The following is a 23,290-nucleotide window of genomic DNA, read 5'->3' on the forward strand; positions in this document are numbered from 1 at the left end:
CCCCCGCCCCGCTGCTGAGCGCCGCGGACGTGCGGCGCATCGCCGCCGAGCTGGACCTGCGTCCCACCAAGCAGTGGGGCCAGAACTTCGTGATCGACCCGAACACGATCCGGCGCATCGTGCAGGCAGCGGACGTGACCGCGGACGAGCACGTGCTCGAGATCGGCCCCGGGCTGGGCTCGCTCACCCTCGGCCTGCTGGACGCGGCCGCCGCCGTCACCGCTGTCGAGATCGACCCGGTCACCGCCGCCCGCCTGCCGCGCACCGCCGCCGAGTTCCGCCCCGGGGCCGAGGACGCCCTCGCCGTGCTGCACGCGGACGCCATGACGCTGAGCGAGCAGGCCCTGGCTGAGGTCCGGCCCGCCACCGCCGCCGGCGGCCCCACCGCGCTCGTGGCGAACCTGCCCTACAACGTGGCCGTGCCCGTGCTGCTGCACGCGCTCGCGGTCCTGCCGGGACTGCGGCACGGCCTGGTGATGGTGCAGGAGGAGGTCGCGGACCGTCTCGCGGCCGGGCCCGGCTCCAAGGTGTACGGCGTGCCGTCCGCCAAGGCGGCCTGGTACGCGGACGTGCGCAAGGCGGGCACCATCGGCACCCAGGTGTTCTGGCCGGCTCCGCGCATCCACTCCGGGCTGGTCGCCTTCACCCGGCGCGAGCCGCCGACGGGCGGCGCGTCCCGCCGGGAGGTCTTCGCCGTGGTGGACGCCGCCTTCGCCCAGCGCCGCAAGACCCTGCGCGCCGCGCTCGCCTCCTGGGCGGGGTCGCCGCAGGCGGCGGAGGACGCCCTGGTGGCCGCCGGCGTGGACCCGCGCGCCCGCGGCGAGGCCCTGGACATCGCGGCCTTCGCGCGGATCGCCGAGCACGGCCCGCGGCGTGCGGCGGAGGAGGTGGTTGCATGACGACGGAGGACCTCGGCCTCGACCCCACGGCCCGGCACGTCACGGTCAGCGCCCCCGGCAAGGTGAACCTGTCCCTGCGGGTGGGACCCCCCGGCGCGGACGGCTACCACCCCGTGGCCACCGTGTACCTGGCCGTCAGCCTGCGGGAGACCGTCACGGCGATCGCGCGCACGGACGGGAGGATCACCGTCGGCCCGTCGGGCCGCCACATCAGTCTGGTGGACACCCAGGACGTGCCCTGGGACGAGCGCAACCTCGCGCACCGCGCCGCCGCACACCTGCGGCGCACCCTCGGGCTCGATCCTGACACCCACGGCGTCCACCTCGAGGTCGCCAAGCAGGTCCCGGTCGCGGGCGGCATGGGCGGCGGCTCCGCCGACGCGGCCGCCGCGCTGCTCGCGTGCAGCGTCCTGTGGGAGACCGGGCACACCCGCGCCGAGCTCGCCGAGCTGGCCGCCCCGCTGGGCGCGGACGTGCCCTTCAGCGTGCTGGGCGGGGCCGCCGTCGGGCTCGGGACCGGGGCGGAGCTGACCCCCGTCGCGGCCCGCACCCCGGTGCACCTCGTCCTCGTCCCGGCGGACGCCGGGCTGTCCACCCCCGTGGTCTTCCAGACCCTGGACGAGCTGCGCCGGGAGGGCCACCTGCCCGACGGGCCGACGCGCCCGGAGGTGAACGAGGCCGTCCTGCGGGCCCTCACCGCGGCGGACCCGCTCGAACTCGCCACCGCCATGGACAACGACCTGCAGACCCCGGCCGTCGTCCTGTTCCCCGAGCTCTCGGACGTCCTCGATCTCGGTATGGACGAAGGCGCGCTGCGCGGCATGGTCTCCGGCTCCGGCCCCACCCTGCTCTTCGTGGCGCAGGACGAGGCCTCCGCGCTGCGGCTGGCCTCGGCCATCGAGGAGCGCACGGGCGTGCGCGCCCTCCCCGTCCACGGCCCCGTGCCCGGCGCCCACGTGCTCTGACACCCGGCGGCGCACTCCGCCGCACCCGACCACCCCTCCTCCGTCCGGAAAGGACCACCTCCTCCATGGCCCACCTGCTCGGCGCCGAGAACATCGGCATCGCCTTCGGAACCCGCACCGTCCTCGAGGGCCTCTCCCTCGGCGTGGATGAGGGGGACCGGATCGGACTCGTGGGCCGCAACGGTGACGGCAAGTCCACCCTCATGCGCATCCTCGCCGGCCTCCAGGCACCCGACACGGGCCGCGTCACCCGCCGCGGCGGCGTCCGCGTGGGCGTGCTGGACCAGCAGGACCGGCTCGACCCGGAGCACACCGTGCGTCAGGCCGTGGTCGGGGACGTGGACGACCACGTGTGGGCCTCGGACCCCAAGGTCCGGGACGTCCTGGGCGGACTCCTCGACGGCTTCGACTTGGAGCAGTCCGTGCGGGGCCTCTCCGGCGGCCAGCGCCGGCGCGTCGCCCTGGCCCGTCTGCTCGCCGGGGACGACGACGTCCTCTTCCTCGACGAGCCCACCAACCACCTGGACGTCGAGGGCGTCGCGTGGCTCGCCCGCCACCTGACGCAGCGCTGGCGCCCCACCGACGGCGGCCTCGTGGTGGTCACCCACGACCGGTGGTTCCTCGACGAGGTCTGCACGCGCACGTGGGAGGTGCACGACGCCACGGTGGACCCGTTCGACGGCGGCTACGCGGCGTGGGTGCTCGCGCGCGCGGAGCGCTCCCGGCAGGCGGCGGTGACGGAGCAGAAGCGTCAGCAGCTCGTGAAGAAGGAGCTCGCCTGGCTGCGCCGTGGCGCCCCGGCGCGCACGTCCAAGCCGAAGTTCCGCATCGAGGCGGCCAACGCCATCATCGAGGACGTCCCGGCCCCGCGTGACTCGGTGTCCCTGGCGAAGATGGCCACGGCCCGGCTCGGCAAGGACGTCCTCGACCTCGAGCACGTGAGTCTGACGCTGGGGGAGAAGCCGATCCTCGACGACGTCACCCTGCGCCTGGCACCCGGCGAGCGGCTCGGCGTGGTCGGCGTCAACGGTGCGGGCAAGTCGACCCTGCTGCGCCTGCTCGACGGCCGCATCGCTCCGGACTCGGGGCGGGTGAAGCGCGGCAAGACGGTGGTCTCGGCCACCCTCACCCAGGACGTGAAGGAGCTCGACGACGTCGCCCACCTGCGCGTCGCCGAAGTCATGGCCCGCGAGGGCTCGTCCTTCCAGGTCGGTGACCGCGAGATGTCCTCCGGCCAGCTGCTCGAGATGCTCGGCTTCGGCACCTCCCGGCAGTGGACTCAGGTCTCGGAGCTCTCGGGCGGCGAGCGCCGGCGCCTGCAGCTGCTGCGCCTGCTCGTGGGCGAGCCCAACGTCCTCATGCTCGACGAGCCGACCAACGACCTGGACACGGACACCCTGGCCGCCGTCGAGGACGTGCTGGACGGGTGGCCCGGGACACTGGTGGTGGTCTCCCATGACCGTTACCTGCTCGAGCGCGTCACCGACCACCAGGTCGCCCTGCTCGGGGACGGCAAGGTCCGCGGCCTGCCGGGCGGGGTGGACCAGTACCTCGAGCTGCGCGCCGCGATGGACGACGCCGGCGGCCCGGCCCGGGGAGCCGGCGCGGCCCGAGGCCGCAACGACGTCGTCGGGACGTGCGCGGGCATGGGCGGACCGGAGGAGGACACCGGACCCACCGAGGCGGAGCGTCGGCTGGCCCGCAAGGAGATGGCCCGGCTCGAGAAGCAGATCACCCGGCTCCGGGACCGCAGGTCCGGCCTCGAGGCGCGGATGGCCGAGCTGGGGCAGGCGCAGGACTTCGACGCCCTCACCGCGGCCTCCGCCGACCTGAAGGACCTCGACGCGCAGCTGGACGTCCTGGAGGAGGAGTGGCTGCAGGCCGCTGAACTCGCCGAAGGGGACTGACCGGCGGGCGCGCACAGGAGAGTGCGGCAGGTGTCACAGCCGGCTGCTGTCTCCGCCCTATAATCGAGGGCTGGGGCACAGCACCATGCCCGACCCCATGTGACGTGGACCATCCCCCGCGTCAGGACGGAGGAGCAGAGCGTGATCGCGCATCCCGGCGACGACTCGACCATGCCCCGGAGGGGGTCGAGCGTCCGCGGTCGTGTCCTGGGTCGGCCCTGGGAACGCGGCCTCCCGCTGCTCGTCCTCATCGTGGACCTCGTCGCGGTGCTGCTCGCCACCTTCGTCTCGGCCCAGCTCCGCTTCGGCGCCTCGCGAAGCATCACCCTCCCCGGCGCCGAACTCATCGACTACGGCACCATCAGCCTCACGCTGAGCGCGGCGTGGGTGCTCGCGCTGAGCATCCAGGGGTCGCGGGACATCCGGATCCTGGGGGCGGGCAGCGAGGAGTACAAGCGGGTCCTGCAGGGCACTCTCTATCTCTTCGGCACCTTCGCGATCCTCGCCTATGCGGCAGGTCTCGACGTGGCGCGCGGCTACGTGGGCCTGGCTCTGCCGCTGGGTGTCCTCCTGCTCCTGCTGGGCCGGTTCCTCGTGCGCGGGTGGGTGGCGCGGCAGCGACACCGCGGCAGGTTCCGGCGGCGGCTCCTGCTCGTCGGCGGCCCGAAGGCGGTCCGGCACATCTTCCAGACCCTCGACTCCGAGGCCGGCGCCGGCTACGCCCCCGTGGCGGCGGCTCTCGTCGGATACAAGGCCCGGCGGGAGGACTACCTCCCGATACCGGTCTCCACGGACCTGGACACCGTGGAGGACGTGGTCGCCCTCGTGGAGGAGCGCGACGTCGAAGCCGTGGTGATCACCTCGGGCCACCCGTTCGTCCCCGGAGACGTCCGCCGACTGGGCTGGGAGCTGCAGGAGCGCGGCGTCTCCCTGATCATGGCGCCCGCCCTCGTGGACGTCGCCGGACCCCGCCTCCACACGCAGCCCCTCGCGGGTCTGCCGCTCATCCACCTCTCCACCCCGCGCCTCTCCGAGGGCAAGGCGTTCGTCAAGCGGGCGTTCGACGTCGTCGCGTCGGGTCTGGGCCTGATCGCCATCTCGCCGCTGCTGATCGCCGTCGCGATCGCGGTCAAGGCCACGGACGGCGGGCCGGTGCTGTTCCGGCAGGAGCGCATCGGTCTCGGCGGCAGGCCGTTCACCATGCTCAAGTTCCGCTCCATGGTGGTGGACGCCGAGGAGATCCGGCAGCGGCTCGTCTCGGACGGCGGGGATGCGGACGTGCTGTTCAAGATGAAGGACGACCCGCGCATCACGAAGGTCGGCAAGTTCATCCGCCGCACCAGCATCGACGAGCTGCCCCAGCTCGTGAACGTGCTGCGGGGGGACATGTCCCTCGTGGGCCCGAGGCCCCACCTGCCGCACGAGGTCGAGGCCTACGAGCAGTACGTGCACCGCCGCTTCCTGGTGCAGCCCGGCATCACGGGCCTGTGGCAGGTTTCCGGCCGGTCCGACCTCCCCTGGGAGGAGGCGGTCCGCCTGGACCTCTACTACGTGGAGAACTGGTCCATCCTGGGCGACCTCGTGATCCTGGGGCGGACCGTCAAGGCCGTGGTCGCCGCCGACGGCGCCTATTGACCCCGGATACGCGCGACCTGTGTGGAAGAATGGGCCGTCGTCGCCGCCCCCTGGGGTCCGGCGCTCCGCCCTGGTGTAATGGCAGCACGCCGGCCTTTGGAGCCGTGCGGTCTAGGTTCGAATCCTAGGGGCGGAACACCCGTCCTCTGACCCCCACCGGTGCAGGAGCCCCCATGTCCCAGCCGTCCGCCCGTCCCTCCGCCGTGATCGTCCTGGCCGCGGGCCAGGGCACCCGCATGAAGTCGACGACGCCGAAGATCATGCACGCGATCGGGGGGCGCTCCCTCGTGGGCCACGCGCTCGCGGCGGCCTGGTCGCTCGCGCCGGAGCACCTCGTGGCCGTGGTCCGGCACGAGCGGGCCCGCGTGGCCGAGCACATCGAGACGGTGGCGGCCCAGCTGGGCATCGACGCGCTGGCGATCGCCGACCAGGACGACGTGCCGGGCACCGGCCGCGCCGTCGAGCTGGGCCTGGCCGCCCTGCCCGCGGACCTCGAGGGCACCGTCGTGGTGACCTACGGAGACGTCCCGCTGCTGACCCCGGAGACCCTCGCCCGGCTCGTCGCGGACCACGAGGCGGACGGCAACGCCGTCACCGTGCTCACCGCCACCCTCGAGGACGCCACGGGCTACGGCCGCATCGTCCGCGACGCCGAGGGCCTCGTGGAGCGGATCATGGAGCACAAGGACGCCCTCGCCCACGCCGAGTCCACGGGGGACGACTCCTTCGTGGCGATCCGCGAGGTCAACTCCGGCATCTACGCCTTCGACGCCGCCCTGCTGCGCCGCACCCTGCCGGAGATCTCCACGGACAACGTGCAGGGTGAGAAGTACCTCACGGACGTGCTCGGCATGGTCCGCGCTGAGGGCGGCCGCGTCGCCTCGGTGGGCACGGACGACGTGTGGGAGGTCGAGGGCGCCAACGACCGCCGCCAGCTCTCCGACCTGGGCCGCCAGCTCAACGACCGCGTGCTGCGCGGCTGGATGAAGGAGGGCGTCACGGTCGTCGACCCGTCCTCCACGTGGGTGGACGTCACCGTCTCCCTCGCCTCGGACGTCACGCTCAAGCCCGGCACCCAGCTGCATGGCACGACGTCGGTGGCCACGGGCGCCGTCGTCGGCCCGGACTCCACCCTCACGGACACGCAGGTGGGGGAGGGCGCCGTGGTGAAGCGCACCGACGCCACGGAGGCCGCGATCGGCGCGGGCGCGACCGTCGGCCCGTTCACCTACCTGCGCCCGGGCACGGTGCTGGGGGAGGACGGCAGGATCGGCGCGTTCTACGAGACCAAGAACGTGACCGTGGGCCGCGGCGCCAAGCTCTCCCACCTGGGCTACGCCGGGGACGCCGAGATCGGCGAGTACACCAACATCGGCTGCGGCAACATCACCGCCAACTACGACGGCGTCGCCAAGCACCGCACCGTGATCGGCGCGCACGTGCGCACCGGCTCGAACACGGTGTTCACGGCCCCGGTCTCGGTGGGCGACGGCGCCTACACGGGTGCCGGCGCGGTGGTCCGCGACGACGTTCCGGCCGGCGCCCTGGCGCTGAACGCCGTGGCGCAGCGCACCATCGAGGGCTGGGTGCCCGCCAAGCGCCCCGGCAGCACGTCCGCGCAGGCCGCTGAGGCGGCCGGGGTGACGGTCGCGGACGCCGAGGGCTGATCCCTCGCGCCCTAGGATGGGTGTGAGGACCGGGCCGCCCCGGGCGGCCGACACCGACGCCGGACGCCGTCGGTCCTGGAACGCGAGACCACGAAGGATGTTGAGGACGTCATGACGGAGCTGAGCCGCAGCGAGGACAAGCGACTGGTGCTGGCCACGGGCCGCGCCCACCCCGAGCTCGCGCAGGAGATCGCCGAGGAGCTGGGCACCGAGCTGCTCCCCATGAGCGCCTACGACTTCGCCAACGGCGAGATCTACGTGCGCTCGGGCGAGTCGGTGCGCGGCAAGGACGTGTTCATCATCCAGTCGCACCCGGCGCCGCTGAACAACCACCTCATGGAGCAGCTGATCATGGTGGACTCCATGAAGCGCGCCTCCGCCCGCCGCATCACGGTGGTCTCGCCGTTCTACCCGTACGCCCGCCAGGACAAGAAGGGCCGCGGCCGCGAGCCGATCTCGGCCCGTCTCGTGGCGGACCTGTACAAGACCGCCGGCGCCTCCCGTGTGATGAGCGTGGACCTGCACACCGCCCAGATCCAGGGCTTCTTCGACGGCCCGGTGGACCACCTGTTCGCCATCCCGCTGCTGGCGGACCACATCCGCTCCAGCGTGGAGGGCGAGGAGGTCACGGTGGTCTCCCCGGACACCGGTCGCGTGCGCGTGGCGGAGCAGTGGGCGGACCGCCTGGGCGGCGTGCCGCTGGGCTTCGTGCACAAGAGCCGGGACCTCACCGTTCCGAACAAGGCCGAGTCCAAGACCGTGGTCGGGGACGTCGAGGGCCGCGTGTGCGTGCTGATCGACGACATGATCGACACCGGCGGCACGATCGCCGGCGCCGTGCAGATCCTCAAGGACGCCGGCGCGAAGGACGTCATCATCGCCGCCACGCACGCGGTGTTCTCGGACCCGGCCGCCCAGCGTCTCGGCGAGTGCGGTGCCCGCGAGGTCGTGGTGACCAACACCCTGCCCATCCCGGAGGAGAAGCGCTTCGAGACCCTCACCGTGCTCTCGATCGCCCCGCTGATCGCCCGCGCGATCCGCGAGGTCTTCGAGGACGGCTCGGTCACCAGCCTGTTCGACGGCGTCGCCTGACCATGGCCGAGCGCGTCGAGCCGGACCGGGGGGACGACGTCGACGGCGCGGCGGGCGCCGCGCCGCAGCCTCGCCGTCCGCGCCTGCCGTTCTGGGCCTCCCTGCTGGTGAACGTGGTGGTGGCCATCGCGGTCGTCGCCGTGGTGCAGGCCCTGTGGGTGAAGGTGTACTCGGTGCCGTCCGGCTCGATGGAGAACACCCTTGAGGTGGGGGACCGCATGCTGGTCAACCGCACCGCCTATCCGGACGGGATGGCCGACTCCCAGGACGTGGTGGTCTTCACGGCGAACGAGGACTGGGCGACCCCCGCGTCGTCGGAGGGGGCCGTGGAGAACGCCGTCCGCACGTTCGGCGACCTCACCGGCATCGGCCGCTCGCACGAGCAGGCGCTGGTCAAGCGCGTGGTCGGCACCGCGGGGCAGACCGTGGAGTGCTGCACCGCCGAGGGCGCCGTGACCGTGGACGGGGAGCCCCTGGACGAGCCGTACATCCACAATGACCTGCCGTTCCTCCGGGACGAGCTGGACTGCGAGTCCGAGGTGATGTCCGCGCGCTGCTTCGGGCCGGTCACCGTGCCGGAGGACTCGATGCTCGTGCTCGGCGACCACCGCTCGAACTCGGCCGACTCCGTGATCGCATGCCGCGGCGTCCCCGCCGACCAGGCCGGGGACTGCGCCCGCTTCGTCACCCGCGAGGACGTCGTCGGCGAGGTCTTCGTGACCGTCTGGCCGCCCACGCACTGGGGCGGGCACTGATCTCCTGAGGGGGCGGGCCCTGGGCGCCGGCCGCCTCCGGGCCGGGCCGGCTCAGCCGGCCGTGGCCAGCTGGACGGCGATCAGGGCGTCCATCGCCTCCCGCACCCGGGCCTCGGCGTCCTCGGGCACGGGTCCTTCGGCGCGGAGGCAGGCCACCACGTCGGCGGCCGTCCGCGGCTCGTCCAGCAGGAGCCAGACGGACGGGCCCAGACCTTCGAGCACGACCAGGCGGTCCGAGGCGAGCAGGACCAGGCGGCCGTGGTCGGTCAGGATGCCGTCGTCGACGGCGCAGCGGGCCACCGCGCCCGGGACCGCCGCACCGACCGAGGCCCGCAGCTCCTCATCGGTGAGCGCCTCCCAGGCGGGGGTGACGGGCGTGGGCGGGGCCGCCAGGAGGCCATCGACGACATCCCGCAGGTCCTCCGCTTCGGCGTAGACCAGGCGTTGGGCGCCGCCGACCGCGTCGAGGACGCGGCAGAGCGTCACGAGACCGCGGGGGAGCAGGGAGAGGGAGGAGGTCTGGGGGACGAGGGCCCCAAGCGCGGCCACGAGCTCCATGGGCTCCGCCCGCGGCGGCACCGAGCCCTCGGGGTCCCGCACGCGGTCCAGCACGGCGATCCGGGCCAGCCGGGCGTCGGGAAGGGTCGGGCCGAGACCCAGGTCGTCCGGGCCTCGCTGGGCCTTCGGCCGCGCTCCCCGTGACCCCAGCACGGACAGCGGCTTGGGGTAGGGCGTGACGGCCAGGCCGTCCGGTGCGATGATCGCCGTCTCGTCGGTGAGGTAGGCGAAATGGGGTCCCAGCCGGCGCGTGGCCGTCGTCTTGCCCGTGCCGGACGCCGCCACCAGGACGATCGCCTCCCCGGTGTCCGGTGCGGCAAGGCACGCGGCGTGGAACATCAGGTGGGTGCCGCGGGCGGACTCGATCGCCCGCGAGGTCGCCAGGGACACCAGGTCCTCGTGCCACTGGAGCCACGGACGCGCGGTGTCGGCGTCGCGGTGCGCATCGGCGTGGGCGGGCGGCTCCACGGCCTCCACACCGCATCGGGCCCAGGACTCGATGACCTCCGCCCGCTCGTCTCCCGTGAGGCCGCTGACCGTCACAGCACCGAGTCCGGTGTTGATGCGCAGCGCGGTGGTCTCGCACATGGCTTCGTCCTCCCCCTGGGAGCCGGTCGTGGCTCACCCTCTCCATCCCGTGATTCTCGGGTCAGTGTACCGATCACTGTGTCGACGGCCACGAGGCCGCCCCGTCGGGCGGCACGGGCCCTCGCCAGACGCTCTCTATACTCGTCGCAGGTTCTCGGGCGTTGGGTGCGCCCTCCATCCGAGCTGAGGGAGGAGCCCGCATGGCAGCCCAGTCGCCCACGGCGGCGGTGACCGTGGTGATCCCGCACTACGGCGATCCGGCCCCCACCCTCGCCCTCGTCGACCGCCTGCTGAGCGATCCCGGAGACGCGCTGGCCGCCGTCGTGGTCTCGGACGACGCCTCGCCCACCCCGTACCCCGAGGCGCACGATCCGCGTCTGACCGTGGTGCGCCGCGAGCGCAACGGCGGGTTCGGGGCGAACGTGAACACCGGCCTGGCCGCGGCCACCACCGAGCTGGCCCTGGTCCTCAACTCGGACGCCGAGATCACGGGGGCGCAGATCGACGCGCTGGTGGTTGCGGCCGCTCCGTACCAGCCAGCCGTGGTCAGTCCGCAGGTCGTCAACGAGGACGGCACGCCGCAGTGGTCCGGGCGGCACTTCCCCACGGTGCTGCACCAGACCGTCGAGTGGCTGACCCCGCTGGCCCGCTTCCGCCACCTGGACGTGCTCCACGAGGCCGTGGGGCACGACGTCGCGGCGGCCCGGTCCGTCTCGCCCGTGGCGGTCGACTGGGTGATGGGCGCCGTGCTGCTCCTGCCGATGGCGCAGGTCCGCGCCGTCGGCGGGTTCGACGAGGAGTACTTCATGAACTCCGAGGAGGTCGATCTGCAGCGCCGCCTGCGCGAGCACGGTGTGCCGTCGATCGTGGTGCCGGCCGTCCGTGTGCCGCACGCATCCGGCGGATCCTCCGATCCGCTGCGCCGGCGCGGCTGGCTGGTGGACTCCCGGTACCGCTACGCCCGGAAATTCGGTCACCCCCGGGTCCTCAAGGCCGCGCTCACCGCGGCCACCGGGGCGAACTTCGCCGTGAACGCGCTCCGGCAGGCCCGGGGTGTGGACGTGGACGCCCGCGCCGTGCTCCGGGACGAGCACGCGCTGGTCTGGAAGGGGCGGCGCCGATGAGCGCCACCGGCTACACCGTGCCGGCGCCGCCCGACGCGCGGGGCGGCCGCTCACCGGAACGGCTGTTCCTGGTCTCGCCGGCGTTCCACGGCTACCACCGCTCCATCGCGGCGGCGTGGGCGGCCCAGGGCTTCGACGTCACGGTGCACTGCTACGACGCCTACGCCACGCTCGGCATGAAGCTGCGGAACAAGGGGCTGCTCGAGCTGCCGCAGAAGGCGGGCGTGGACCGCACGGCCGCGCGGGTCGCCTGGGACACGGGGCGGGCCGTGGCCGCGCTGCGCAAGGCCCGGCCGGACCGCGTGCTCGTGATCAAGGGGGACTCGCTGGGCGAGGACTTCTGGTCCGCGATCCTCGATGCGGGCCTGCCCCGCATGCTCTGGCTGTACGACGACCTCGCGCGGCACGACTACTCGATGGAGTTCCTGCGCTCCGTCGGGCCGGTGCTCAGCTACGCCCGCTCCGAGGCCGAGCTGCTGGCCGGCGAGGGCGTGGACGCGCACTACATGCCCAACGGTTTCGACCCGGCGATGGCGCTGCCGGAGGTGCCGCGGCGCGACGAGCTGGTCTTCGTGGGCTCGCGCTACCCGAACCGCGTGGAGCTGCTCTCGCGCCTGGCCGCGGCCGGGGTGCCGGTGCGCGCCTACGGGCGTCAATGGAGCCACCACCCGGTGGACCGCCTGCGCACGTGGGAGCTGACCCGGCCGGACCTGCCGGCCGAACGGGACATCCCCCTCGAGGAGGCGTACGCCGTGCAGGCGGCCGCCGCGGGCGCCATCAACATCCACGGCCTGCAGGCCGGCCACGCGATGCGGACCTTCGAGGTGCCCGGCATGGGCGGTCTCCAGCTGGTCGATCGGGCCGACGTGGCCGAGTTCTACGTCCCGGACGAGGAGGTGCTCGTCTTCGAGGACGCGGACCACCTCATCGAGCTGGGCCGCCGGGTCGTCGCGGATCCCGCCTGGGGAGCGCGCATCCGGGAGGCCGGCCGCCGCCGGTCGCACGCGGAGCACACGTTCGCGCACCGGGCGGCCATGGCCCAGGGGTGGTGGGCATGACCGACGCGCCCCTCTTCTGGCGCTCCGAGGACCTGCCGCGCTGGCACGCGTGGCAGCGCGCCCAGTGGCCACTGACCCGGCGGGCCGCGGACACCGCGCGCTCGACCGTGCGCGGCGTGGCCGGCGCCCTGACACGCCGCCGGTTCACCGGCGACGACGTCCCGCGCCTGCTCCTGCCGGCGGGGGACGTGCACACCCTCGTCGCCCTGGAGTCCTTCGGCCCCACGCAGCTGGCCGCGCTGGCCTCGCCCGTGGCCGCCCTGGCCACGGTGCGGCCGGAGGCAGCCGCCGGGGTCGGCTGGGTGCTGCCCGCCGGTGACGCACCCGCCCTGCCCGGGGCCGCGGGCCACCGGGAGCACGCCGCCACCGCCGACGTCGTGAGGGATCGCCTGTCCGGGCTCCGCCGCGTCCTGGTGGCGGGGGAGTACCTGCCCTCGGGTCGCGCCGCCGTGCGCTGGGCCCGGCAGCGGGGGGCGCGCATCGGCGTCGTCCAGCACGGGCTGCTGGCCGTGTCCACGCCGCCCGTCCCGCAGGACGCCACCCTGTACGCCTTCACGAGCACGGACGCGGACTGGTGGACCCAGGGCCGCGCCGATGTGGAGGCCGTCCCGGTGGGCTCGGCGCTGCTGGAGCAGGCCCGCCGGACCGCGCCCGCGCTCTCGGGCGCCGGGGACGACGGCCCCGGGGTGTTCCTCGGTCAGCTGCACGGCGCCGAGCTGCCCCGCCGGGACTTCGCCGCGGCCGCCGAACAGTACGTGCGGGCCACCGGCGCCGCCTACCGCCCCCACCCGGCCGAGCGGGACCGCCTCTCCCGCGGCCAGCACGCGGCCTGGCGCAGGGCCGGTGTGCGGATCGACGACGCCGGGGCGCCCCTCGTCGCCACGCGCGGGCCCGTGGCCGCCGTCTTCTCCACCGGGATCCTCGAGGCCGCGCAGGCCGGCAGACCCGCGTGGGCCGTCCACCCGGACCCGCCCGCCTGGCTCGAGGGGTTCTGGCGGCGCTACGGCATGACCCGGTGGCGGCCCGGCGTCGTCGATCCGCACGCTCACGCGGTCTCCTTCCAGACGTGTTCGGCGATCGCGACCGCGGACCCCGCGGCCGCGATCGCCGAACACGTCTGGAAGGAGACCGCGTGAGCATCCTGTGCGTCATCCCCGTGCGCGGCGGGTCCCGGGGGCTGCCCGGCAAGAACATCCGCCTCCTGGGCGGCCACCCGCTCGTGGCCTGGACCATCCAGGCCGCCCTCGAGGCGGAGGAGGACCTGCACGTGGTGGTCTCCACGGACTCGGCCGAGATCGCCGAGGTCGCCCTCCGCTACGGCGCGGACGTGCCGGGCCTGCGCCCGGCCCACCTGGCCCAGGACTCGACCCCCACTGAGCCCGTGATCGAGCACGTGCTCGCGGCCGAGCGCGCGGCCGGCGTCGAACCCGAGGGCGTGATGCTGCTCCAGGCCACCAGCCCGCTCCGCCTGCCCGGCACCCTGGACCGCGCCGTGCGGCAGTTCCGGCAGACGGGGGTGGACTCGCTGGTCGGCGTCGTCCCGGTGTCCCCGTTCCTGTGGCGCCATCCCGAGGATCCCGATGGGGACCCGATCCCGGACTTCGACGTCACGGCGCGCAAGCGCCGGCAGGACATGACGCGCACCGACCTGCGGTTCCGCGAGAACGGGTCCCTCTACGTGACGCGCCCCTGGGTCTATGACCGGCTGCACAACCGGCTCGGCGGCCGGATCGGCATGCTGGAGCTCGACGACCTCGAGGGCGTGGACATCGACACCGAGCTGGACTTCGCCCTGGCCGAGCAGCAGATGGACCAGTACCTGGCGGTCCAGAAGGTGCTCCAGCACCGCCCCGACCTCGGTGCCCCGTACACCGCCGAGACCCCCACCACCGGCCCGAACCGCACCCCCGGAGGCGCGCAGTGATCATCGAACGCAGGCTCACCCCCTACCTCGTCTTCCCCGAGGACTCGCTCCTGGTCGCCCTGCACAAGATGACCGACAACCGCGAGCGCACCGTGTTCGTGGTGGACTCCCACGGCTTCCTCGTCGGCTCCCTGACGGACGGGGACGTGCGCCGCTGGCTCGTGGAGCATCCGGAGGCGTCGCTGGACGTGGCCGCGGCCGACGTCGCCCATCGCGACCCGGTGACGGCGTCCCTGGGTGCCTCCCCGGCCGAGATGCGCGAGGCCCTGCCCGCCGGGGCGATGCACCTGCCGCTGCTGGACGAGCGCGGCCGCCTGACGGCCCTGGCGATCAACCGGGAGGCGGAGCTGCGGATCGGCGGGCACCGGATCGGGGAGGGCCACCCGGCGTTCCTGATCGCGGAGATCGGCAACAACCACCAGGGCGATGTGGACCTGGCCCGCCGTCTCGTGGACCTGGCCGTCGAGGCGGGCGCGGACGCCGTGAAGTTCCAGCTGCGGGACATGGACGCCCTGTACCGGCAGTCCGGCGCGGCCACCGCCGGCGAGGACCTGGGGGCCCAGCGCACCCTGGACGAGCTGGCCAAGTTCTCGCTCTCCGCCGCCGACATGGTGCGGGTGTTCGACCACGTCCGGGACGCCGGCGTCGCCCTGATGTGCACCCCGTGGGACGCCCCGTCCATGCGGGTGCTGCGCGAGTATCCGGTGGACGGCGTGAAGATCGCCTCGGCGGACCTGACGAACCACGGGCTGCTGCGGGACGCGGCCGCCTCCGGCCTGCCGATGGTGCTCTCCACCGGCATGTCCCGGGAGGAGGAGATCCGCGAGGCGGTGGCCCTCGTGCGCTCCTTCGGCGTCCCCTTCGCGATGCTGCACGCCCAGTCCACGTACCCCGCCCCCTACAAGGACGTGAATCTGGCCTACCTGGACCGGCTCGCGGAGATCGCGCAGACGCCGGTGGGCTACTCGGGGCACGAGCGCGGCTTCCACGTGGCCCTGGCGGCGGTGGCCCGGGGCGCCTCGATCATCGAGAAGCACTTCACCGTGGACCGGGGGCTCGAGGGCAACGACCACAAGGTCTCCCTCCTGCCGGAGGAGTTCGCGCAGATGGTCCGGCAGACGCGGGACATCGAGGAGTCGATCGGCGTCGGGAACGAGCGTGTGGTCTCCACGGGCGAGGCGATGAACCGCATCAACCTGGCCAAGTCCCTCGTGGCCGCCCGGCCGATCGCGGTGGGCGCCACGATCACCGAGGCGGACGTGACCGTGAAGTCCCCGGGCCGCGGTCTGCAGCCCAACCAGCTGCCGCGCCTGGTCGGCCGCACTCTGCACCGCGAGATGGCCGAGGGCGACTTCTTCTTCGCCGGCGACCTCACGGACACGGTGCCCACCGGGCGTCAGTTCGAGTTCCGGCGCCCCTGGGGCCTGCCGGTGCGCTACCACGACGTCGAGGCGCTGACGAAGGACTGCACCCCGGACTTCCTGGAGTTCCACTTCTCCTACAAGGACCTCGAGATCGACATCGACTCGGTGTTCAGCGAGCCCCTGCCGATGGGCTTCACCACGCACCTGCCGGACATCTTCTCCGGTGACTTCCTCGTGGATCTGGCCAGCGACGACGACGCCGTATGGGAGCGCTCGATCGCCGAGGTGCAGCGCACGATCGACATCACCCGGGACCTGAAGCGCTGGTTCCCGAACGAGGAGGAGCCCATCATGGTCATCACCATGGGCGGGTTCACCCTGGACCGGCACATCCGCCCGGAGGAGCGGCTGCCGAAGTACGAGCGCATCGCCGAGGCCGTGAAGCGCCTGGACACCTCCGGCATCCGGATCGCCGCGCAGACGCTGCCGCCGTTCCCGTGGCTGATGGGCGGTCAGCAGTACCACAACCTCTTCATGGACCCGGACGACACCGTGGCGTTCGTGGAGGCCACGGGGGTGCCCCTGTGCCTGGACATCTCCCACTCCAAGCTCTCGGCCACGTTCCTGGGGATCCCCTTCTCGGAGATGGTGGAGAAGCTGGCCCCGCACACCATCCACCTGCACCTGGTGGACGCCACCGGTGTGGACGGGGAGGGACCGCAGATCGGGGAGGGTGACGTGGACTGGCCCGTGCTGTGCGAGCAGCTGGACCGCCTGGCCCCCGGGGTGAGCTTCATCCCGGAGATCTGGCAGGGCCACATCAACAACGGCGAGGGCTTCTGGACGGCCCTGGACCGCCTGGAGCAGTGGCTGTGATCCCCGAGGCCGCGACGACCACTCCGGCCCCGCTGACGCTTTGGGTGGTGCCCGTCGCCGACCTCGGCGGCGTGGCCCGGCACGTCCTCGACGTCGCGCGCGCCGGCCTGCCCGGCCTGCGTCTGGCGGTGCTCTGCCCCGAGGGGCCGCTCGCCGAGCGCCTGCGTGAGCAGGGCGCGGCGGTGTTCACCGGGGACGTCGGGCCCGATGCCGGCCTGGCCGCCTCGGTGCGGACGCTCCGGACGGCGGTGCGCACCCTGCGCCCGGCTGCGGTCCACACGCACCTGGCCTTCGCCGACCTCGCGGCCTTCGCCGCGCTCGGCCCGGGACGGGCCCGGCGGCGGGCCGGTGCGCCGGCGCTGCTCAGCACCGAGCACGGGATCGCCCCGGACGACGGGCTGTACAACCGCGCCGCCGCGGCCCGGGTGAAGAACGCCGCGCACCGCGCCCGGCTGCGCGGCACGGACCTCGTGATCGCGGTGGCACAGTCCACCGCGGACGTGCTCCGGCGCAAGTGGGGTGCGGGGGCGCCCCTCACCGTGGTGCGCAACGGCGTGGACGTGCCCGCGGTGCGCGCCGCGGCCGCGGGGCAGCGGCGCGCACCGGGGGAGGGGCTGCGGATCCTCTCCCTGTCCCGGCTGGCGCCCGAGAAGAACCTCGACCGGCTGATCGCCGCACTGCCCGCCCTGCTGGAGCGCGACCCCGGGGCGCGGTTGACGCTGGCCGGCTCGGGTCCCCTGGAGGGGCAGCTGCGCGCTCAGGCCGAGGACCTCGGTGTCGCGGATGCGGTCGACCTGCCCGGCTTCGTGGAGCCGTGGGGCACCATGGCCGAGCACGACGTGCTGGTGCAGCTCTCCTCGTGGGAGAACCTCAGCTACACCCTGCTCGACGCCGCGGCCGCCGGCCTGCCCGCCGTCGCCACGGACGTGGGCGGCAACGGGGAGATCCTGCCGCCCGAGCGCCTGGTGCACGAGACCACGCCTGCGGCCATCGCCGACGCCGTCGTGCGTACCGCCGCCGACGGCCCGGGCGAGGTGCGCGTGGGCGACGTGGAGACCATGGCCCGGGCGACCGCCGAGGCGACCCTCGAGGTGCTCGGGCGCCGGGTGGGGAAGACCCTGGGATGACCGGACGCATCTGGATCCTGGCGAACCAGGGCGAAGTGGGTGGCGGCGAGGTGATGCTGCACCACCTCGCCACGGCCCTGCGCGAGCTGGGGCGGGACGTGGGCGTCGTGGCCCCGGTGCACCCGGCCGAGACCGCCGATCGTCTGGCCGCGGACGGTTTCGACGTGGTCCGCGTGGGCGGGCCCGGACGCCTGGGGTACCTGCGCGCTCTCCGGGCCTGGGACCGTGGCCGAGGCAAGGACGACATCGCGTGGTGCAACGGGCTGCTGCCGGCCGCGGCGCTGGCCGGTCGGCCGCGCCGGATCGTTCACCTGCACCAGGTGCCCGAGAAGCCGGTTCTGCGCGTGTTCTCCGCCCTGGCGCGTCCCGGTGCGCTCGCGGTTCTCGTGCCCTCCCGGTTCGCGGCGGACCGCATCCGCGGGGCCCGCGTGCTCCACAACTGGGTTCCGGCCCCGACGGCGCCGCAGACACGGCGGGCCCGCGGTGCCGATGAGCCGGTGACCGTGGGCTTCCTTGGCCGCCTGTCCGAGGACAAGGGCATCGTCACCCTGCTGGAGGCCGCCGCGCTGCTGCGGAAGACCGACCCGGGTGCTTTCGTGTTCCGTATCGCGGGGGAGAGCCGATTCGTGGCGGAGGACGAGGCCGACCGGCTCGCCACCGCCCTGAAGGCAGCCGGTGAGGACGTCCAGGTGCTCGGCTGGCAGGACACCGGCGAGTTCCTGGCCACCGTGGACGTGCTGGCCGTGCCGTCGCAGTGGGCCGAGGTCTTCGGCCTGGTGACGGCCGAGGCGATGGCCGCGGGCGTTCCGGTGGTGGCCTCCGATGCCGGGGCCGTTCCCGAGGTGGTCGGCAGCGCTCACCCCTTCGTTGTTCCGCAGCGAGACGCGGCCGCGCTCGCGGACTGCCTGCGGGCCGTGCGCGCGGTCGATCTGGGCACGGTGGCCCACTCCCAGCGGCACCGCTGGGCGTCGCTGTTCTCACCCGAGGCCGGACGCGCCGCCGTCGCCGAGCTCCTGGATGACCTGTCCCTATGAACCCCGCGGAGGACTCATGACAGAGACGCCCCTGACCCCCGAGGCCAGCGTGATCGTCCCCAGCCGAGGCGGCGCCCAGCGGCTGCCGCGCCTGATCGGCGCCCTCGCCGCGCAGGAGGACGCCCCGCCGTTCGAGGTCCACGTGGTCGTGGACGGGGATGTGGACGGGTCGGAAGCGGTGCTCGCCCAGTTGGCCGCAGAGCATCCGGGCCTGGGCCTGAGCTGGACCGTCTTCCGGGAGAACCGCGGACGGGTCGCTGCGCTCAACGCCGGTGCCGACGCGACGTCCGGCCGCATCCTCATCCGCGCGGACGACGATCTCGAGCCCGGACCGCACTACATACGGGACCACGTGGCCGCGCACGCGGGCGGGCATGGCGGCGTGATCGGATTGACGGCCAATGTCCTCCCGGACTCCGCCTATCAGCGCGTCTACGGTGACGCCCAGGACGAAGCGCACCGTCGCCATGCCTATGCCCTTCCGGCAGAGCAGCAGTGGCGGCACTGGGCGGGCAACGTGTCCGTGCCCCGCACCCTCCATGCGGAGCTCGGCGGCTACGACCCGGACTACCGCCGCTATGGCTGGGAGGACGTGGACTTCGGCTACCGCCTCCACGTCGCCGGGTATCCGGTGGAGATCCGGCCGGAGCTGGAGACCCGTCACCACGCGGCGGCGGTCACCACCTACACCAAGGCGCGCCGGGCTCTGCATTCCGGGTCCGCCCGGCAGATCTTCATCGCCAAGCACGGGGCGGACGCACTCGGCGGGGACCGCGCCCCGGGCGGGCCGTGGGGCGCCGCCGTGCGGGCGGTGGCTGCTCTGAGCACGGAGCGCACGATCCAGTACAGCTCTGCCGTCGTCGAGCGTGCCGCTGCCGTGTTGCCAGCCCCGATCGCACGAAAGCTGATCGCCTTGCAGGTCGAAGCCGCGGCGGAGACCGGACGCACTCGGCCGGGGCGTGCCCGCCGACAGTTCTGAGGGGATCACCATGACCGACATGACACGCGGCCGGATCGCCATCGCCCACGACTACCTCACCCAGAAGGGCGGGGCGGAACGGGTGGTGCTCGCCCTGCACCGGATGTGGCCGGACGCGCCGATCTACACGACGTTCTACGACCCCGAGGGCACGTTCCCCGAATTCAAGGACGCGCACATCATCACCTCACCCCTGAACCGGGTGGGGCTGCTGCGGAAGGACCCGCGGCGGGCACTGCCGCTGCTGCCCCTGGCCTCCTCACTGCTGCATGTGAAGGAGCCGGTCGCCGTCGTCTCAACCTCCGGCTGGGCGCACGGATTCCGCTACGACGGCGCCACGCTCGTCTACTGCCACACCCCGGCGCGCTGGGTGTACCTGCTGGACGACTACCTGGGCGAGGACGGTCGGGACAGCATCAAGGGCCGGATCGCCCGCGTCCTTCGCCCGGGTCTGCGCAGGTGGGACCGCGCGTCCGTCCGGCGTCGATCGCGCTATGTGGCCAACTCCACGGTGGTGAAGGAGCGGATCGACGACGTCTACGGGCTCGACGGTGTGGGCCTCGTGTTCCCGCCGCACTCCGTGAGCACGGACGGCCCGCAGGAGCCGATCCCCGGTGCCGAGCGGATGGCGGAGGACGGTTTCCTGCTGTCGGTCGCGCGGCTCATGCCGTACAAGCACGTGGACGTGGCGATCGAGGCCGCGGCCCGCGCGGGGCGGCCGCTCGTGGTGATCGGCAAGGGTCCGGAGGAGGCCCGGCTGCGTGCGATGGCGGGGGAGGACGTGGTGTTCGGCCAGGACCTCACCGACGAGCAGCTGCGCTGGGCGTACGCGCACGCGACGGCACTGATCGCCGCGAGCCATGAGGACTTCGGCATCACGCCGCTCGAGGCGAGCGCGTGGGGCGTGCCCACCGTGGCGCTGCGGGCCGGCGGTTACCTGGACACCATCGTGGAAGGCGTCAACGGGGTGTTCGTGCAGGAGCCGACGGTGGAGGCGGTGGCCGGAGGGGTGGAACGTCTGCTGGCGCATGACTGGGACCGCGGGGTGATGCAGGCGCACGCCGAGCGGTTCTCCGAGGACGAATTCGGGCGGCGGATCCGCGTTCTGGTGAGCGAGGTGGCGCACCCGTGAGCCGGGGACGGCCCGGACCCGGGGCGGGCCGGACAAATGCGAAGTACGGGCGCAGGGTCTACCTGATGTTGGCCTCTGTGGTCCTCAACGGATTGCTGGTCGTGGCCCTGCTGTGGGTCGTGGGGCAAGTGGGCATTCGCACCCTGGCCGAGGAAGCAGGCATCGTCGAGCCTCGCCGTCCGGCGTATGACACGTATGCGGCAGAGCAGTTCGATGGGCTCCCAGACGCTGCTGGGGACGAATGGTGGGATCCGACCGAGGCCCTTTCCTCACCGGGCAAGCTCCGTCGTGACGGAGTCCACCTCACCGGACGCGGCTATGAAGCGACGCGGGAGCGAATCGCCACTCTCACAGACGCGCCCCGTTCGCTGGCGTTCGGGCACTGACGCAGACGGTCGTACTCGACGCGGCGCATGCCGGGCGCATTGGAGTGAGTGCCGCCCGTGCGCGGATGCGCACGTGGTAGTTGATACAGCTATCGCTCAAGATGCCGCGGCCGCCGCGCGGGGCGGGCGTGGGGGATGGCGGCGATGTCCCGCGCGGCGAGGAGGTCGAGCCACCGGTCCGCGATGATCGAGGGCTCGAAGTCCGCGCCGACGCGCCCGCAGGCCTCGACCAGCCCGGCGAGCCGGTCTGGGCTGTCCAGGAGGGCCCGGAGGGCCTCCGCCATCTCGGCGGGCTCGGCGCCCGGCAGGGCGAGCCCGCACCGCTCCAGGAGGTCGGCGAGCCCGGCCGAGACGGGACGCCCCGCTGTCGGGACTCCGCAGCGCAGCGCCTCGACCGCCGACATCGAGAGGCCCTCGAAGTCGGAGACGACGAGGTGCAGCGTCGCGCCCGTGAAGACGGCCGCCGGGTCGTCGGACCAGCCGCAGAAGCGGATGCGGTCCCGGTGGACCGATTCGTCGGCCACGCGGATCAAGGACTCCTCCTGGTCCCCGGTGCCCCAAATCTCGAGCACGACGTCGGGTACGTCGGCCGCAAGGGCGTCGAACGCCCGGATCGCCAGGTCGACGCGCTTCTCGGCGGAGAGGCGGCTGAACGAGACGATCCGCCTCCTCCCGTCCGCGTCCGTCCGCGGCACGGCCGCGGGCACGGTGCCGCTCGGGTTCGCGATGGCGCCCACGGGCACGCCCTGCGTGTCGGCGATCGGCTGCATGTAGGACGGGTGGAGGGCCACCACGGCATCGACCACGTCGAGGGCCGGGAAGGGGACGTCCCAACCCATCCGTTCGAGGCCCTCCGGACTGGTGTGGACGTGGGCCACGAGGAACGGGGCGTCCGCCTCGGGCCGGACGTGGCCGGCCTCGCTGATGCAGGTCAGCGTGTCGGGGTTCGCGAAGATGATCGCCGTGTCCCCGCCGAATCGCGCGAGGTGCCGGCGCAACCGCAGGGCCCGCCACCGCCGCCACAGCGGGGTGAGGGCCGTCTTCACCGCCAGCTTCGCCCCGAGTGGTCCCGGGTGGTCCGCCGCCAGGGGATGGTCCGCGGTCCAGTGCCGGAGCCGGTCGACCTCGAACACCGGCCCAGGGACGCGCGGCGCTCCGGAGGGCGGGTGGATCGACAGGTAGGAGACCGTCAGGCCCCGCCGTACGAACTCGGCCGCCAGCTCGTCGACGACCGTCGTGATGCCGCCGGCGAGGGCCGTGGAGCGGCTCGCGAAGACGACGTGCCGGACGTCCTGCGTGGGCTGGTCCTGCGCCATCACCGCCCGGACTCGAGCAGCTCCAGGAGGTACCGCCCGTACCCCGACTTCACGAGCGGCTCGGCCCGCTTGCGCAGCTCGTCGTCGGTGAGAAGGCCCTGACGCCAGGCGACCTCCTCGGGCGAGCCGACCTTGAGGCCCTGTCGGGACTCGATGGTGCGGATGAAGTTGGACGCGTCGTTCAGATCATGGAAGGTACCGGTGTCTAGCCACGCAGTGCCGCGGGGCAGGACCTCCACGTTGAGGGAGCCGCGTTCCAGATAGGTGCGGTTCACGTCGGTGATCTCGAGTTCGCCGCGCGCCGACGGCTTGAGGCCCTTCGCGATCTCGACGACGTCGTTGTCGTAGAAGTACAACCCGGGCACCGCGAAGTTGGACTTCGGCTGGGCAGGCTTCTCCTCGAGGGAGACTGCCTTGCCGTGCTCGTTGAACTCCACCACGCCATAGGCCGAGGGGTCCACCACCCAATAGCCGAACACGGTGGCGCCGTTCACTGCGGTGTGACGGCGCAACTGCTGGCCCATGCCGGGGCCGTAGAAGATGTTGTCCCCGAGGACGAGCGCGACGTGCTCGTCGCCGATATGGTCCTCGCCGAGGATGAAAGCCTGGGCGAGGCCGTCCGGGGAGGGTTGCTGTACGTAGGAGAGACTCACACCGAACTGCGAGCCGTCCCCCAGGAGACGCTGGAACTGCTCCGCGTCGTGTGGGGTAGTGATCACCAAGATGTCGCTGATCCCCGCCAAGATCAGCGTGGAGAGCGGGTAGTAGATCATCGGCTTGTCGTAGACCGGGACCAGTTGCTTCGAGATGCCGTGCGTGATCGGGTGCAGACGCGACCCGGTGCCGCCGGCGAGGATGATGCCTTTCATGGAGACGACTCTAGTGGGTGGACGCCTTCACATGA

Annotated in this window: 20 protein-coding genes and 1 tRNA gene; 18 read left to right on the top strand and 3 right to left on the bottom strand. The window is 73.1% G+C overall.

Annotated features, from left to right (window positions below; all coding sequences use genetic code 11):
• The 8 genes from rsmA to lepB form a co-directional block, all read left to right on the top strand.
• Nucleotides 1–899 (top strand): 16S rRNA (adenine(1518)-N(6)/adenine(1519)-N(6))-dimethyltransferase RsmA (gene rsmA, locus J1M37_RS10515; RefSeq protein ID WP_206452587.1); only part of this gene is annotated, 899 nt, incomplete at its 5' end.
• Nucleotides 896–1,864 (top strand): 4-(cytidine 5'-diphospho)-2-C-methyl-D-erythritol kinase, encoded by a 969-nt coding sequence (locus J1M37_RS10520; protein WP_206452588.1) that lies wholly within the window; start codon nt 896–898, stop codon nt 1,862–1,864. The genes rsmA and J1M37_RS10520, both read left to right, overlap by 4 nt.
• A gap of 65 nt (nt 1,865–1,929) precedes the next feature.
• Nucleotides 1,930–3,771, top strand: coding sequence for an ABC-F family ATP-binding cassette domain-containing protein (locus J1M37_RS10525; protein WP_206452589.1), 1,842 nt, complete (start codon nt 1,930–1,932; stop codon nt 3,769–3,771).
• 141 nt (nt 3,772–3,912) lie between these two features.
• Nucleotides 3,913–5,406, top strand: coding sequence for a sugar transferase (locus J1M37_RS10530; RefSeq protein WP_342345145.1), 1,494 nt, complete (start codon nt 3,913–3,915; stop codon nt 5,404–5,406).
• 64 nt (nt 5,407–5,470) lie between these two features.
• Nucleotides 5,471–5,542, top strand: a tRNA-Gln gene (locus J1M37_RS10535).
• 37 nt (nt 5,543–5,579) lie between these two features.
• Nucleotides 5,580–7,073: a bifunctional UDP-N-acetylglucosamine diphosphorylase/glucosamine-1-phosphate N-acetyltransferase GlmU gene (gene glmU / locus J1M37_RS10540; protein ID WP_206452590.1), complete on the top strand. Its 1,494-nt coding sequence runs from the start codon at nt 5,580–5,582 to the stop codon at nt 7,071–7,073.
• Nucleotides 7,074–7,184: 111 nt separating this feature from the next.
• A complete protein-coding gene (locus tag J1M37_RS10545) occupies nt 7,185–8,165 on the top strand; it encodes a ribose-phosphate diphosphokinase (protein ID WP_020627447.1) in 981 nt (326 codons plus the stop codon).
• Between the two features lie 2 nt (nt 8,166–8,167).
• Complete coding sequence (gene lepB / locus J1M37_RS10550) at nt 8,168–8,920, top strand: signal peptidase I (RefSeq protein WP_206452591.1); 753 nt, start codon at nt 8,168–8,170, stop codon at nt 8,918–8,920.
• Between the two features lie 51 nt (nt 8,921–8,971).
• Here the strand turns inward: lepB and J1M37_RS10555 are convergent, their stop codons facing one another.
• The gene (locus J1M37_RS10555; RefSeq protein ID WP_206452592.1) at nt 8,972–10,066 is read right to left on the bottom strand and encodes a PqqD family peptide modification chaperone; all 1,095 of its coding nucleotides are present in this window, start codon (nt 10,064–10,066) and stop codon (nt 8,972–8,974) included.
• Between the two features lie 200 nt (nt 10,067–10,266).
• On the opposite strand from J1M37_RS10555, the gene J1M37_RS10560 reads away from it, so the two are divergent.
• From J1M37_RS10560 to J1M37_RS10605, 10 genes are all read left to right on the top strand, one after another.
• Complete coding sequence (locus tag J1M37_RS10560) at nt 10,267–11,190, top strand: glycosyltransferase family 2 protein (RefSeq protein ID WP_206452593.1); 924 nt, start codon at nt 10,267–10,269, stop codon at nt 11,188–11,190.
• A complete protein-coding gene (locus J1M37_RS10565; RefSeq protein ID WP_206452594.1) occupies nt 11,187–12,248 on the top strand; it encodes a CgeB family protein in 1,062 nt (353 codons plus the stop codon). The genes J1M37_RS10560 and J1M37_RS10565 overlap by 4 nt, the downstream gene beginning before the upstream one ends.
• Complete coding sequence (locus tag J1M37_RS10570; protein WP_206452595.1) at nt 12,245–13,384, top strand: RNA-binding protein; 1,140 nt, start codon at nt 12,245–12,247, stop codon at nt 13,382–13,384. Before J1M37_RS10565 ends, J1M37_RS10570 begins: the two co-directional genes overlap by 4 nt.
• Nucleotides 13,381–14,172 carry a cytidylyltransferase domain-containing protein gene (locus J1M37_RS10575; protein WP_206452596.1) on the top strand — a complete coding sequence of 264 codons (792 nt, stop codon included), beginning with the start codon at nt 13,381–13,383 and terminating at the stop codon, nt 14,170–14,172. Before J1M37_RS10570 ends, J1M37_RS10575 begins: the two co-directional genes overlap by 4 nt.
• The gene (locus J1M37_RS10580; protein WP_206452597.1) at nt 14,169–16,412 is read left to right on the top strand and encodes an N-acetylneuraminate synthase family protein; all 2,244 of its coding nucleotides are present in this window, start codon (nt 14,169–14,171) and stop codon (nt 16,410–16,412) included. The genes J1M37_RS10575 and J1M37_RS10580 overlap by 4 nt, the downstream gene beginning before the upstream one ends.
• Complete coding sequence (locus J1M37_RS10585; protein ID WP_342345146.1) at nt 16,403–17,539, top strand: glycosyltransferase family 4 protein; 1,137 nt, start codon at nt 16,403–16,405, stop codon at nt 17,537–17,539. The genes J1M37_RS10580 and J1M37_RS10585 overlap by 10 nt, the downstream gene beginning before the upstream one ends.
• Nucleotides 17,536–18,573 (top strand): glycosyltransferase family 4 protein, encoded by a 1,038-nt coding sequence (locus tag J1M37_RS10590; RefSeq protein ID WP_206452598.1) that lies wholly within the window; start codon nt 17,536–17,538, stop codon nt 18,571–18,573. The genes J1M37_RS10585 and J1M37_RS10590 overlap by 4 nt, the downstream gene beginning before the upstream one ends.
• 16 nt (nt 18,574–18,589) lie before the next feature.
• Complete coding sequence (locus J1M37_RS10595; protein ID WP_206452599.1) at nt 18,590–19,552, top strand: glycosyltransferase family 2 protein; 963 nt, start codon at nt 18,590–18,592, stop codon at nt 19,550–19,552.
• A 10-nt stretch (nt 19,553–19,562) separates the two neighbouring features.
• Nucleotides 19,563–20,684 carry a glycosyltransferase gene (locus J1M37_RS10600; RefSeq protein WP_206452600.1) on the top strand — a complete coding sequence of 374 codons (1,122 nt, stop codon included), beginning with the start codon at nt 19,563–19,565 and terminating at the stop codon, nt 20,682–20,684.
• Nucleotides 20,685–20,761: 77 nt separating this feature from the next.
• Nucleotides 20,762–21,070 (top strand): hypothetical protein, encoded by a 309-nt coding sequence (locus J1M37_RS10605; protein WP_206452601.1) that lies wholly within the window; start codon nt 20,762–20,764, stop codon nt 21,068–21,070.
• Between the two features lie 89 nt (nt 21,071–21,159).
• Here the strand turns inward: J1M37_RS10605 and J1M37_RS10610 are convergent, their stop codons facing one another.
• Both J1M37_RS10610 and rfbA read right to left on the bottom strand, forming a co-directional pair.
• A complete protein-coding gene (locus J1M37_RS10610) occupies nt 21,160–22,386 on the bottom strand; it encodes a glycosyltransferase family 4 protein (protein WP_241251047.1) in 1,227 nt (408 codons plus the stop codon).
• Complete coding sequence (rfbA, locus tag J1M37_RS10615; RefSeq protein WP_206452603.1) at nt 22,386–23,255, bottom strand: glucose-1-phosphate thymidylyltransferase RfbA; 870 nt, start codon at nt 23,253–23,255, stop codon at nt 22,386–22,388. The genes J1M37_RS10610 and rfbA overlap by 1 nt, the downstream gene beginning before the upstream one ends.
• Nucleotides 23,256–23,290: the final 35 nt, after the last annotated feature.

The sequence above is a fragment of the Micrococcus sp. KRD012 genome (genome assembly GCF_017168555.1).
Lineage (GTDB): Bacteria > Actinomycetota > Actinomycetes > Actinomycetales > Micrococcaceae > Micrococcus > Micrococcus luteus.

What these genes read in the sequence shown, in the direction of transcription:
- J1M37_RS10590 (WP_206452598.1), top strand. Translation starts at nt 17,536, where the DNA reads ATGACCGGACGCATCTGGATCCTGGCGAACCAGGGCGAAGTGGGTGGC.
- J1M37_RS10600 (WP_206452600.1), top strand. Translation starts at nt 19,563, where the DNA reads ATGACCGACATGACACGCGGCCGGATCGCCATCGCCCACGACTACCTC.
- J1M37_RS10595 (WP_206452599.1), top strand. Translation starts at nt 18,590, where the DNA reads ATGACAGAGACGCCCCTGACCCCCGAGGCCAGCGTGATCGTCCCCAGC.
- J1M37_RS10525 (WP_206452589.1), top strand. Translation starts at nt 1,930, where the DNA reads ATGGCCCACCTGCTCGGCGCCGAGAACATCGGCATCGCCTTCGGAACC.
- J1M37_RS10610 (WP_241251047.1), bottom strand. Translation starts at nt 22,386, where the DNA reads ATGGCGCAGGACCAGCCCACGCAGGACGTCCGGCACGTCGTCTTCGCG.
- J1M37_RS10565 (WP_206452594.1), top strand. Translation starts at nt 11,187, where the DNA reads ATGAGCGCCACCGGCTACACCGTGCCGGCGCCGCCCGACGCGCGGGGC.
- J1M37_RS10555 (WP_206452592.1), bottom strand. Translation starts at nt 10,066, where the DNA reads ATGTGCGAGACCACCGCGCTGCGCATCAACACCGGACTCGGTGCTGTG.
- J1M37_RS10570 (WP_206452595.1), top strand. Translation starts at nt 12,245, where the DNA reads ATGACCGACGCGCCCCTCTTCTGGCGCTCCGAGGACCTGCCGCGCTGG.
- J1M37_RS10560 (WP_206452593.1), top strand. Translation starts at nt 10,267, where the DNA reads ATGGCAGCCCAGTCGCCCACGGCGGCGGTGACCGTGGTGATCCCGCAC.
- J1M37_RS10520 (WP_206452588.1), top strand. Translation starts at nt 896, where the DNA reads ATGACGACGGAGGACCTCGGCCTCGACCCCACGGCCCGGCACGTCACG.
- lepB (WP_206452591.1), top strand. Translation starts at nt 8,168, where the DNA reads ATGGCCGAGCGCGTCGAGCCGGACCGGGGGGACGACGTCGACGGCGCG.
- glmU (WP_206452590.1), top strand. Translation starts at nt 5,580, where the DNA reads ATGTCCCAGCCGTCCGCCCGTCCCTCCGCCGTGATCGTCCTGGCCGCG.
- rfbA (WP_206452603.1), bottom strand. Translation starts at nt 23,255, where the DNA reads ATGAAAGGCATCATCCTCGCCGGCGGCACCGGGTCGCGTCTGCACCCG.
- J1M37_RS10545 (WP_020627447.1), top strand. Translation starts at nt 7,185, where the DNA reads ATGACGGAGCTGAGCCGCAGCGAGGACAAGCGACTGGTGCTGGCCACG.